This is a genomic window from Mesorhizobium sp. M9A.F.Ca.ET.002.03.1.2 (genome assembly GCF_003952365.1).
Classification (GTDB): domain Bacteria; phylum Pseudomonadota; class Alphaproteobacteria; order Rhizobiales; family Rhizobiaceae; genus Mesorhizobium.
On record NZ_CP034443.1, the window covers coordinates 78,561 to 89,866 of the forward strand.

The window sequence follows — 11,306 nt, forward strand, 5'->3', positions numbered from 1 at the left end:
AAATGCCCTCGGGTGATTCGCTCCACTATGTCCAAAACTCAACGAATTCGAGACCCCCTACACGATCTCATTGAATTCGGTACAGACGAATTTGATCAATTTCTTTGGAGCTTGATCGACACAAAAGAATTTCAACGACTCCGGCGTGTAAAGCAGCTTGGTTTTTCGGAGCTTGTCTATCCAGGCGCAACGCATACGCGCTTCGCTCACAGTATTGGAGTATTTCACACTGCGCGCGAACTAGTGACATTAATCTCAGATAGGATTGGCGAAAAATTTGAACAGGAGAAGGCTGAAATCGCCTTAGCTGCTTCATTAGTCCACGACTTAGGGCATGGTCCGTTCAGCCATGCATTCGAAGAGGCAATAAAGCTTCTAAACAAGGACAATGCCAGGCGCAAAGGAGAAAAAGTCCCCCCGAAGCTTAAGAAGCACGAGCAATGGACCTCCGATATTGTCCTAGGAGACACTGAGGTCGGCAATGCTCTCAGATCCCGCAGCGCTGACTTTCAAGAGGCCGTGTCGAAGCTCCTAAAATCGCTGATACACCTGGTGACATCTACGCCGCAGTAGTTTCAAGTCAATTTGATGCGGACAGGCTGGATTACGTCCGTCGTGACCGACTGATGACGGGCGCCAAGCATGGAGGCTTTGATTATTCGTGGATACTGGCCAACTTAGAGGTTGGATCGATCCCGCTTGCCATTGACGATGAGACATATTCGACGGTCGATAGCCTGGTTTTAGGGCATAAGGCATTTCAAGCTGCAGAATCGTATGTTCTTGGTTTGTTCCATCTCTATTTTGCTGTATATTTCCACAAAGCGACCCGCTCAGCCGAGAAAATTCTGTCGGCTGTCCTACGTAGGGTTGGAACACTGTGCGCTGAAGGAAACGCCCCGTTGACTGCGTTGAGTGAAGGAAATCCGATACTGACTTTCGTTCAGAATCGCGACCTTAGTTCATACCTGAAGGCCGACGATTTCGTCGTGTGGGGTAGCCTTTCCGTCATGGCAGAGTCGAAGGATGCCATTTTAAGCGAACTCTCCCAGCGATTGCTCTCCAGAAAATTGTACAAGGCCCTCGACATTTCTGACCATTTTGAAGGTCGCGGCGACGCCAATGCGGTTGCTCACTTTCGCGCTGAACTGACTAAGGCGAAAGAGAATGGCGATTTCGACGAGGTTGAAATTTTCGAAGATCAACCATCGCGAAATCCCTACAAACGGCGAGGTTATGGCTCTCCCGATGCGCTTTCTAAAATCCATATCATGCGAGCAGACGGATCGAGACCTGACGACCTTAGCGACCGCTCGGATGTTGTAAGGGCACTCCAAGAAAAATCGATCTATCGCGTATACGTGCGCGATGAAAAAGCAAAGGCAAAGATAGAAGAACTTATTCGGAGGATGGGAAAATGAGTGACATCGCCTCTTATGTCGCAAAAATTGTTTCGTTGAATGGCGGCTCAATCGTTGGAAAAACACGACTACAAAAGTCAGCCTACTTTCTAGAGGAGTTTGGCGTAGGGAATGAATTCATTTTTGAGTACCATTACTATGGGCCATACAGTGACGAAGTTTCCATAGGAATGGATGATGCAAAGGCCCTCGGCTATCTAAATCTAGAGTGGAGATCAACGAAGGACGGAGCCAAATACGCCGTATTTACGTCAAATTTAAAACCCGAAGAAGAAAAAAAGACGATAAAAGAAAGTCTATACTAGAGATCCTTTCGAAATATGATTCGATATCGATAGAATTGGCTGCAACTGCAGATTTCCTGTCCAAAAATGGATTTGAAAATGATCCATGGAAAGAGACAATTAAAAGAAAGGAAGATAAATCGACACAAGAGAGGGTGCAGAAAGCAAAAAAACTGCTTAGTGAGCTGGAAAAAATTTAATTCATCGAACGATTGGAGACCGCTCTACCCCTCGCACCTCCGCTACTCACTCGATCTCGATATCGATATCGATATCGAACTCATCGGCCACGACACCACCGGCACGAAGCTGTGTGCCGGTTGGTTCGTCGAAAATAGTTGGCATTGCAGAAGCGCGACCGGCCAGCGCTCGCGGCGGTCAGAGAAAACCAATAAACCGCCCGGCGAACAGCACCGACATCCACAACACCAGCGAAAGCCCCGCCAACATCGTTGCGGCTCCACCAGCCGGCTCCTCACCACCCCTCGCGCGGCACAACCGCATAAACACAAGGAAGTTAACGCCGGCGAGAAGGATGAGTGTCATCTTGGCGAGGAAAATCGGCATCGCCGCATACTCGCTCGCCCTGACCGAAAACAGCAGCGCCCCCGTGACAAGCGCGCCGGTGAACGCGACGAATGCTGTGCGGCGCAACAGCGCGACGAACGCCGCCTGCGGCAGCGAGCGGAAGGCGCCCAAAATCCTGAGGTCCATGAGCCAGACGCTGGTCAGCAGCGCGCCGATCGACATGATGTGCAGCGCGTTGACGATGGGGTAGGCGACGAAGGAGGCCTTCAGCCCCTTGACGAGAGCGAGTTGCTCGATGCCGGCCAGCAGCCCGTCCATTCAGGCCGGCGGCACGCGGTCGGGATAGACATCGTAGGTCTTGCCGCCGACGATGATGCGCACCGCCTTCATGCGCTTTTCCTTCTCGTAGAGCGAGCGGTTGCCGATCGCGGTCACCTCGTCGCCGACCTTGGCGACCTCTTCCGTGAAGCCGGCGGCGATGGTGCGCGATGGCGGCGCCATCTCCACCCGCCAGACCTCGCCCTCCGCGTCGACATCCAGCGTGGCGTGCGGATTGCCGATATAGATGGCCGTGATCTTGCCCCGGAGTTCGAAAAACCCGTCCTGGGTCCACGACCAGCCGTGATGCGCGTAGGCCGCGGTGCCGGCGGCAAGCATCGCCGCCGCTGCCAGCGTGACGCTCCGAATCTCGTTGAAAGGTGACTGCATCACTCGTCTCCTCATCCCGTCATTCGAGAGTAGGTCACGGCGTGGCAACGTCAAATCACATCGGTGCGAAGGCCGTCGGCGAAGCTGCCGATCTCCCCTTGCGGAGGAGAGGAGTGGTCCGCGCGACGGACGGAAAAGCCAATTGCTTGGCTTTCCGAACGACGAACGTCCGCCAGGGCAGCGGCCTCATTCCAGCTTGGGTTCCTCGCCCCCACGAAAGTGGGGGAGAGGTGGATCGGCGAAGCCGAGACGGAGAGGGGGCTGCGCCCTACGAAGGCCCCCTCTCCGGCCGCTTCGCGGCCACCTCTCCCCCGCCTCGCGGGGGCGAGGAACCCAGGCCTTGAGAAGTTGGAGGGACAGCACCCAGCCCCTCTGTCCTGCCGGACATTCGTCGTTCGGAAAGCCATCCGCTGCGCGGACCACTCCACACCTCCCGCAAGGGGGAGATCGGATGTCGCTAATCCGCCAGCGTTGGAAGGCAGGGCGATGAGGAGCAGCGCAAGCCTCGCGCGATTGCCCTGCGGCATGAACGGTCCGGTCTTGCTTATGACGTATATGCACGCCATGTTCGGCCCCCCGCTCTTCCAGTCCACCGGGTCGGAGACCCAACACCTGAACGAGGCAAAGCATGAGCAGTATGAGAGACCGTCAGGAAGGCTTCGAGAAGAAGTTTGCGATGGACGAGGAAACGAAGTTCAAGGCCATGGCGCGCCGCAACAAGCTGCTCGGCCTGTGGGCGGCTGAAAAGCTCGGCAAGACCGGTGAGGACGCCGATGCCTATGCCAAGGAGGTGGTGCGCGCGGACTTCGAAGAGGCAGGCGACGACGATGTGTTCCGCAAGGTGCGCGCCGATTTCGACGCGGCCGGCGTGGCCCAGTCGGATCATCAGATTCGCGGCGCCATGGCCGACCTGCTGGCGACCGCGGTCGAGCAGATCAAAACGAGCTGACCAGCGCTCGGTCTGAACACTCGCTCTCCAGCCTAACTGTGGGCGGACGCCAGCTTCTTTAGGTGCTTTTCGTGCATCCGCAGCGTCGGCAGCGTCTTCTTGGCGAATTCCTTCAGCGCCGGGTCTCCGCCCGACTGCGCGTAGGTGGAAAACAGCGCCAATGCCTGCTTGTGCGCCTCGGTTTGCAGGAGGATGTATTTCGCCTGGAATTCGTCGCCGTCGAGGGTCTTGAGCTGGTCGAGCATCGCCTGGTCCTTCGGCTCCAGAGCCGGGCCGCTCGGCGTCACCGAGGCCGTGGTCTGGCTCCGTTCGAGCGCTGCCTTGAGATCCTCGGCAGCCTTGGTGTGGTCCTTGACCATCAGCGCGGCGAACTCCTTCACATCGGCGGCGACCTTCTTTTGTTCGGCCAGCCTGCTGCCTTCAATCTCGAACCGGTTGGCGCTGGCGGCTGTCTTGGAGAAGGTCTCGGTATCGACCTTGGTTTCCTCGACAGCAGGTATGTCGGCGGATTGGGCGAAGGCCGCCGGCGCGCCGGCAAACAGAGCGGCCATGGCGATGGTGAGATGCGTTTTCACGGGAAATCTCCGAGTTTGTGATCCTCGGAGTCTCCAACGCGACACAGGCGGCGAAGTTGCGCGCCTGCCTTCCCCCTTGTGGGAGAGGCAGGGCCTCAATGGCAGCAGGCGCCGGCATATTGCAGCTGCTCGTCCCAGTCCGGCCGGCCCTCCGGGGTAAAATCCATCAGGTTCCACAGGATCTCGCAGGTGCCGACAGCGCGCGGGTCCTGGCCGGGCTCGGACGGCGCGAAACCGAGCTCGGAGCTCCAGAAATGGCGGATGCCCTCGGTATCGCGATGGAACACCGACAGAACCGGAAGCTGCGCGCCGTCCTCGGCCTCGGCGTGGTAGTCGCGCTTGAAGCTGTTGCCGGCCGAGGAGACCAGCCGCATGTTCTTCCAGCCGCGGTCGCGGCCGAGCGTGATCAGGTTTTCGAGCGCGGTCTTGCCCACCACGGCGAAGTTGAAGCCGGCGGCCTCGAGATGGCCGATGGCGCCGTCGAACTGGTCGAGCAGCGCCGTGCAGGACGGGCATGGCTGATCGGCCCGCGCGAGCTTGGCCGTGCCGCCGCTCGTCGCCACGTCGCGCGTCTCCTGCGGATGGCGCGGAAACATCATCGAGTAGACGATCAGCGTGTCCTTGCCAGGCGAAAACAGCTCCGACAGTTTTATGCGGGCCGGCTTGCCGTCGGCGTCGAAACCGTCGAACACATAATCCTCAGGCACCAGCCCGCCGGGCGGCAGCGCGCGGCGGGCGACGGCCACATCCTCCATGGCGCGGCGCAGCTCGATCTCCTTTTGCAAGAGGGTTTCGCGGGCGGTTCGGTATTCAGCGGATTCGTTGGGAAAGGTGATCATCGTCATCTCCATCATCCGTGCTTTTGGCGGCGCGCGGCAACGCGCCTTACCTCTCAAGGACGTATGGTGAAGGAGGGTTCCGACATTTTGCGCAGGCGAGGAGCAATCGCTTCAGGTTAGCGCTGCTCCTCACCCCGCCCAGTCGACTTCGAACATCCCCAGCCGCTCGTAGAGCCTGACGGCGGCGGCGTTCTCCACCGTGTTGGTTTTGAGATCGACATGCGCGGCACCGCGTGCGCGAAAGGCGGCGAAGACGTGCCACATCAGCGCTTCGGCGATGCCTCGGCCGCGCGCATCGGGGTGGACGGCGAGGTCCTTGACGAACGCCCTCGTCCAGCACAGCGCCGCGCCCGCAAGCCGCCCCTTGCCGTCGATAACCAGGAAACACAAGGCAGGGTCGAATTCCGCGTCGCTTGAAACGCGCGGCCACCATTCGTCGAACGGCCCGTCGGCGCCATCGTCGAACACGGCGGTCAGCAGCGCATGCAAGGCAAGCGCGTCGGTGGCCTCGAAGCCGCGCATGACGAAGCCTTCCGGCCAGCGCGGCGGGGCAAGCGTATCGTTGAGGATCTTGCGCAGCCTGATATCGTTTGGCGCCGGCGGGCGCGGCTCAGGCATCGGGCTGCAGGCGACGCCGGGCGCGGTCGCGGCCAAGGCCGGTTTCTTCCAGCATGCCTTTGCGCTTGGCGTCGTAATAATAGCCGCTCTGGTAGAGCCGGTCGGCGCGCTTGGCGTTGCCGCCGGCCACCAGCCAGGCGCCGCGCAGATATTTCACCGCATATTTCAGATTGGTCTCGGCGTCGAACAGCCCGCTCGCCGGCCCGTCATAGCCCATGCCGCGCGCCGTCGCATGCTTGATCTGCATCAACCCCCAATGGCCGCGATTGTAGGCCTTGGGATTGAAGGTGCTTTCGCGGCTGACGACACGGCGCACCAGATCGACCGGCACCTCATAGAGGGCGGCATATTTGGCGATCAGCCGCTCGATCTCACCGCGCGGCCCCGTCGAATACTCCCTGGCAGGGCTGGTCGAAAGCAGGGCGGACGGTTTCTGAGGCACGGCATAGGCGACCTGCTGAACGCCGGGCATCGTCTTGCCTGTCTCACCGGTGGCCGGCATGGCGACAGCGGCCGTCATGGCTGCAGGTGCAGCCAGCGGGGTCGGGCCGGCGAAGGCGGCCGGCTGGGCAGGTGTCGCGGCGGGGTCGGCTGGCAGCGCCGACGTCTGGACAGGCGCGACGCCGGACGTTTCCGGCAGCACCGAAACCGTGTCGGGCAGCGCCAGCGTAAAACCGGCATCAGCGTCCGCTGCGGCGGTTTCGGTCAGGGAAGGCACGGCCTTCGTCTGCGAGGTCGAAGTGCAGCCGCTGAGACCGGCCGCAGCGAGCATCACGCCGATCGCGGGAAAGATGATTTTTGCTGGCAAGCCGCGCTCGGGTCCGGTTCGTCTGTTAAGAAAGTCCTTACACCAGCGCCTTTGCCCGGGCAATCCGCAGCCTGTTGTGGACTTCGGATGGTTTTCGGGTGGCAACGGCAGCCTGAAAATGCGATATCTCGTTCTCGATATGTACCGGATTCCCATCCGTTTCTTCGGAAAGGAGCACATCATGGAAAGCACCTCTCGGGCCACCGCCGGCCACGCGGTCTTCGAAACCGTGATCGGCTTCATGGGCATCGCCTGGAGCGAGGCCGGACTGACCCGGCTCTGCCTGCCCCAGCGCTACCGCGACGCCGTGGAACGCCGGCTCTTGCACCATGCCGGCATCGCCGCGTCGAGCGCCCGACCGCAATGGGTCACCGAGCTGATCGCGTCGATACAGGCCTATGCAGCCGGCGAAGACGTCGATTTCTCCGGTGTGCCGGTCGATCTCACCGGCGTCGACGATTTCCGCCTTGCCATCTACGACGCGGCGCGAAAGCTCGCCTTCGGCGAGACCACCACCTATGGCGAGCTGGCCAGGCGCGCCGGTCATGCCGGTCTGGCCCGTGAGACGGGCGCGGCGCTTGGCGCCAACCCGGTGCCGCTGGTCATCCCTTGCCACCGCATCCTTGCCGCCGGCGGCAAGATCGGCGGTTTTTCCGCGCCGGGTGGCTCGACCACCAAGGAAAAGATGCTGGCGATGGAAGGCGTGCGCGTCGGCCCGCCGCCGCCGGCGCAAGTGTCGTTCGGTTTCTAAGGCCGGGCGGAGCTAAAGCAATTCCAGGAAAAGTGCGTAGCGGTTTTCCGCCCGGAATTGCGTCAAAACAAAGAGATAGAGCGGTTCGCCGTTTCCGTGAAACGGTGAACGCTCTAGTCCTGCAGGATGCGCCGGCGGAAACGCCGGTCTGTATCCACCCGTTTGCATTTGTAGACGATGCAGGACTTCGTGTCGGCGCTCGGCACCGAAGCGCGCGCCCTTACCTCGCCGATGCTGCAGAAACGCTGGCTCCGCACATAGCGGTCGTAGAGCGGCAATCCCGGCGTGCGCGTCGACTCGTAACGCAGGATGACCGCGCCCTCCCGCGCGATCGCCGCCCGCACCCTGCCGCAGCTCATGCGGCTCGGGTCATAGCGCGAGATCGCCTGCGCCTCGGCGGCCACCAACGTCAGGCAGACAGCAAGCAGAACAATTTTCATGGTCCTCTCCCAAAACCAATCCGGCGCCCGAAGGACGGCTTTGTCCCCGAGGCGCGCGCATGACCCTGAACCGGAATCGGCTTTCAGAAAGGATCGTGCGCAGATACAACCTGCCACAACGTCCTTTGCACGTCCAAAAAGACGCGCGGCGCTGTGGTATCTGGCGACGCGTCCACGCGATTGAGGCGGCCGTTATGCCGTGCCGCATCGGCGCGTTTTTTTGCGCAGTCTTGTTTTTGGTGCAAAAGCGGACTATATGCCTTCCATTGATATTTCGGCCGATCGATCCGGGCCTCGCGATCTTCGCGTTTGCTGACGTCTATCTCCAAAATCTCGATACACACCGGCGGGACTTCGGTTCGGTCAAACTAAAGCAAATGTGAAGGACTATCGAAATGGCAACAGGTACGGTCAAGTGGTTTAACTCCACCAAGGGTTTCGGCTTCATCCAGCCTGACAGCGGCGGCGCGGACGTTTTCGTCCACATCTCCGCAGTCGAGCGCGCTGGGCTGTCGACCCTGGTCGAAGGCCAGAAGATCAACTTCGAGATCGAGCAGGACCGCCGCACAGGCAAGTCGTCTGCTGGGTCTCTGAGCAAGGCAGCCTGATTTTGCGAATGGCGCGCGCCGGAGCGACAGCTCGGGGCGCGCGCGGCAAGTCACGGATGTACTGACGGTCGCGCGAGAAGCGCGCCGGAGCGGAAAGACCCCGACAAGCCGAAGCAGCAGATTGCTGCCGGCCCGGCCAAAACGCTCCCGATCAGGCTACCAAGCATGGGAAGGCGGGATTTTGTCCCGCCTTTTTGCTGTCCGGGTTTTAGACGCCGACAATTGGCGCTTTCGCCAATCGCCGACGTTGCTCACCCCAGCCATTCCATCGGCACATGCCCTGGATCGGCCTCGACTCGTTTCAGCCAGGCCGCCACCGCCGGATAGGCGTCGAGCTGGAAGCCGCCCTTCTCGGCCGTATGCGTGTAGGCATAGAGCGCGATATCGGCGACGCTCGTTGCCTCACCGGCAAAGAACGCGCTGCCTTGCAGATGCTTGTTCATCACGCCGAGCGCCTTGTTGCCGCGCTCCAGCGTCGCCGCCAGCCGTTCCGGCGTCGCGTCCTTGGCGCGTTCGGGAAAGGTCAGCAGAGCCTTACGCACAGCGATATAGGGCTCGTGGCTGTACTGCTCGAAGAATAGCCATTGATAAGCCAGCGCCCGCTCGTATTTGTCGGCCGGCAGGAACCGCGTGCCTTCGGCGAGATAGAGCAGGATGGCGTTGGATTCAGCGAGCCGCCGGCCGTCGTCGAGCTCGAGCAGCGGCACCATCGCGTTCGGGTTCTTGGCGACATAGTCGGGCTTGCGCGTGTCGCCGGTATGCGAGCTCACCTCGACATTGGTGAAGGGGATGCCGAGCTTGGCCATCAAAAGGCGCGGCTTGTAGCAATTGCCGCTGTCGATCATTCCGTAGAGTATGGTCATTGGTGCTCCCTCGCTCGTGCAACGACAGCCCATGAGGCCCGAGTCCAGTCCCAACGCTCTATCCCGGCAGCAACGACTTCATCCAGTGATTTGTTTTGGCGCAACCATCAGCGCCGCTGATACATCACCCGAACAGCGGCACGACCTTGTTGTCCATGCCAAGCAGCGTATCGATGGGCAGCGGCTCTTCATCGAAAATCGTACCGGCCAGCGCCGGCCGCGCCAGATGGTAACCCTGCAAAAGGTCGACGCCGCCGCCGAGCGCGACACGCAGATGCGTGGAGTGCTCGATCCCTTCGACCAGCACCTTGGTGCCGCGGTCGTGCAGCGCGGAGACCAGCGGCCGGAAAAATCGTTCGGCGGCGGCATGGCGGCAGAATTCCGCGAACCAGGTGCCGTCGATCTTGACGATATCGGGCCGGACGAGGGCGACCCGTTCTGCCGTCGAATGCCCGGTGCCGAAATCGTCGATAGCGATGCGGATGCCGTCACGCCGCATCTCACGCGCCAGGCTTACGAGCACCTTGTCGTCGGCCGCCTGTTCGGTGATCTCGCAGACCAGCATGTCGGGGGAGAGGTCGAACTCGGCGAGATGCCTGGTCATCAGCCTGATCTCGGCCAGCGCCCGGCCGGCATGATCGTTGATCAGCGGATTGTAGTTGAAGAACAGGTCGAGCCCGTCGACGCCGATGTTGCGGAAGTTCCTGAGATGCAGCACCCGGCACATCGTCTCGACGAACAGGCGATCCGGCGCAGGTACTCCCTCGAAGAATACGGGTGGCGCGACCGGCCTGCCGGCGCGGTGCGGCTCGATCAGGCCTTCGACCGCAACGGCCTTCAAAAACCTGCCGCGCGGCGCGAAGATCGGCTGATAGGCGCTCCGCAGCCGGAATGCGCCATAGACACCGTATTCGATGCCAACCTCGTCGGCAAAGATCGCCTCGCCGACATTGCGCCGCCTGTCTGGGCGCCGCCTGTCTGGCCGCCCGGTCATGGCGCCACCTTGCGCCCGAAAGCCCGTTTCGGCCGCGGCGAGGGCGAGACAGTCGCAGGCGCCTCGCCGGCATCGGGCACTGTCACAGTCGCCTGTTTGTCCTTGCTGAAGACGTGAAAGCTGGTCGGCGCGAGCTCCGGGCGCGCCAGCGCGAATCCCTGCACCATCGAGGCTCCCGATTTCTCGGCCAGCTCAAGCTGCCAGCCTTCCTCGATGCCCTCGAACACCGTGCGGATGCCTTGCTCTTCGAAGCTTGCCACCATGGCGGTCAGCAGCGCGAAGCCGGCGCCCGATTCCATCAGTTGCATGATCCAGTGGGCATCGAATTTGACGATGTCAGGCCTGAGTTCCTTGACGCGGTTGATGTCGGACTCGTCGGCGCCGTAATCGTCGACGGCGATGCGAAATCCATTGGCCCTGAGCGCCTCGATGAAATTGTAGAGGGTTTCCTGTGACGCCGATTTCTGCTCGGTCACCTCGCAGACGACGCGGTTCGCATCGATATCAGCTTCATGCAGCACCAGCCGCATGTCACGCAGTGCACCGTCGGCGATGCTGCGCTCGGTGAACACCGATGGATCGAAATTGATGAAGATGGATGCCTCCCGCGGCAGGCAGGCGCCGGCGTTCAAAAGGTGCAGCGTCCTTGTCAGCGCCTCGATATGCAAGCGGTCGGCTGTCTGACAAGTGCTGAAAAAACTCATCGGCGACTGCGGCTCGCCGTCACGGAACGGCCGGATCAGCCCCTCGAACGCGGTAACGGACAATTTGCCGTTGCTGAAGGCGAAGATCGGCTGGAAAGCGCTCTGCAGCGTGTAGATGCCCCAGACACCGCTGGCGGTGCCGTCATCATGACGGATGATCTGGGCAAGCCCGATGCTGCGCGACACGGTTCCTCGCTTTGCGAGACTGGCGGAATG

16 protein-coding genes are annotated in these 11,306 nt (G+C 61.0%); 6 read left to right on the forward strand and 10 right to left on the reverse strand.

Translation table 11 applies throughout. The features are described 5' to 3' along the window. The first annotated feature begins 27 nt into the window (after positions 1-27). From EJ066_RS00400 to EJ066_RS00410, 3 genes are read left to right on the forward strand one after another with little or no spacing between them, the layout of a single operon-like run. Positions 28-573 (forward strand): HD domain-containing protein, encoded by a 546-nt coding sequence (locus EJ066_RS00400; protein ID WP_126034303.1) that lies wholly within the window; start codon positions 28-30, stop codon positions 571-573. Between the two features lie 53 nt (positions 574-626). Continuing rightward, positions 627-1,421 (forward strand): hypothetical protein, encoded by a 795-nt coding sequence (locus EJ066_RS00405; protein ID WP_126034304.1) that lies wholly within the window; start codon positions 627-629, stop codon positions 1,419-1,421. Then, the gene (locus EJ066_RS00410) at positions 1,418-1,726 is read left to right on the forward strand and encodes a hypothetical protein (protein WP_126034305.1); all 309 of its coding nucleotides are present in this window, start codon (positions 1,418-1,420) and stop codon (positions 1,724-1,726) included. Before EJ066_RS00405 ends, EJ066_RS00410 begins: the two co-directional genes overlap by 4 nt. A gap of 357 nt (positions 1,727-2,083) precedes the next feature. On the opposite strand, the gene EJ066_RS00415 is transcribed toward EJ066_RS00410, so the two are convergent. Both EJ066_RS00415 and EJ066_RS00420 read right to left on the reverse strand, forming a co-directional pair. Continuing rightward, positions 2,084-2,551, reverse strand: a complete 468-nt coding sequence (locus EJ066_RS00415; protein WP_126034306.1) for a DUF6644 family protein — start codon at positions 2,549-2,551, stop codon at positions 2,084-2,086. Beyond that, entirely contained in the window at positions 2,552-2,941 is a 390-nt protein-coding gene (locus EJ066_RS00420; protein WP_126034307.1) for a DUF6152 family protein, read from the reverse strand. A gap of 628 nt (positions 2,942-3,569) precedes the next feature. Here EJ066_RS00420 and EJ066_RS00425 point away from each other — a divergent pair. After that, positions 3,570-3,890, forward strand: a complete 321-nt coding sequence (locus tag EJ066_RS00425) for a DUF1476 domain-containing protein (protein WP_126034308.1) — start codon at positions 3,570-3,572, stop codon at positions 3,888-3,890. A 32-nt stretch (positions 3,891-3,922) separates the two neighbouring features. Here EJ066_RS00425 and EJ066_RS00430 read toward each other — a convergent pair whose 3' ends face one another. From EJ066_RS00430 to EJ066_RS00445, 4 genes are all read right to left on the reverse strand, one after another. Further along, a complete protein-coding gene (locus tag EJ066_RS00430) occupies positions 3,923-4,465 on the reverse strand; it encodes a DUF4142 domain-containing protein (protein WP_126034309.1) in 543 nt (180 codons plus the stop codon). A 95-nt stretch (positions 4,466-4,560) separates the two neighbouring features. Beyond that, positions 4,561-5,304, reverse strand: coding sequence for a DUF899 family protein (locus EJ066_RS00435; protein ID WP_126043698.1), 744 nt, complete (start codon positions 5,302-5,304; stop codon positions 4,561-4,563). 129 nt (positions 5,305-5,433) lie between these two features. Next, entirely contained in the window at positions 5,434-5,922 is a 489-nt protein-coding gene (locus tag EJ066_RS00440) for a GNAT family N-acetyltransferase (protein ID WP_126043699.1), read from the reverse strand. Continuing rightward, positions 5,915-6,730 (reverse strand): lytic transglycosylase domain-containing protein, encoded by an 816-nt coding sequence (locus tag EJ066_RS00445; protein WP_126034310.1) that lies wholly within the window; start codon positions 6,728-6,730, stop codon positions 5,915-5,917. The genes EJ066_RS00440 and EJ066_RS00445 overlap by 8 nt, the downstream gene beginning before the upstream one ends. Positions 6,731-6,911: 181 nt before the next feature. Here EJ066_RS00445 and EJ066_RS00450 point away from each other — a divergent pair, with 181 nt between their 5' ends. Continuing rightward, positions 6,912-7,481 (forward strand): methylated-DNA--[protein]-cysteine S-methyltransferase, encoded by a 570-nt coding sequence (locus tag EJ066_RS00450; RefSeq protein WP_126034311.1) that lies wholly within the window; start codon positions 6,912-6,914, stop codon positions 7,479-7,481. A 113-nt stretch (positions 7,482-7,594) separates the two neighbouring features. Here EJ066_RS00450 and EJ066_RS00455 read toward each other — a convergent pair whose 3' ends face one another. Then, positions 7,595-7,921, reverse strand: a complete 327-nt coding sequence (locus tag EJ066_RS00455; protein ID WP_126034312.1) for a hypothetical protein — start codon at positions 7,919-7,921, stop codon at positions 7,595-7,597. A 395-nt stretch (positions 7,922-8,316) separates the two neighbouring features. On the opposite strand from EJ066_RS00455, the gene EJ066_RS00460 reads away from it, so the two are divergent. Next, a complete protein-coding gene (locus tag EJ066_RS00460) occupies positions 8,317-8,529 on the forward strand; it encodes a cold-shock protein (protein ID WP_023678332.1) in 213 nt (70 codons plus the stop codon). 251 nt (positions 8,530-8,780) lie between these two features. Here EJ066_RS00460 and EJ066_RS00465 read toward each other — a convergent pair whose 3' ends face one another. From EJ066_RS00465 to EJ066_RS00475, 3 genes are all read right to left on the reverse strand, one after another. Next, entirely contained in the window at positions 8,781-9,392 is a 612-nt protein-coding gene (locus EJ066_RS00465) for a glutathione S-transferase family protein (protein WP_126034313.1), read from the reverse strand. Between the two features lie 124 nt (positions 9,393-9,516). Next, on the reverse strand, positions 9,517-10,386 hold the full coding sequence (locus EJ066_RS00470) for an EAL domain-containing protein (protein WP_126034314.1): 870 nt from the start codon (positions 10,384-10,386) through the stop codon (positions 9,517-9,519). Then, positions 10,383-11,276, reverse strand: coding sequence for an EAL domain-containing protein (locus EJ066_RS00475; protein WP_126034315.1), 894 nt, complete (start codon positions 11,274-11,276; stop codon positions 10,383-10,385). Before EJ066_RS00475 ends, EJ066_RS00470 begins: the two co-directional genes overlap by 4 nt. Positions 11,277-11,306: the final 30 nt, after the last annotated feature.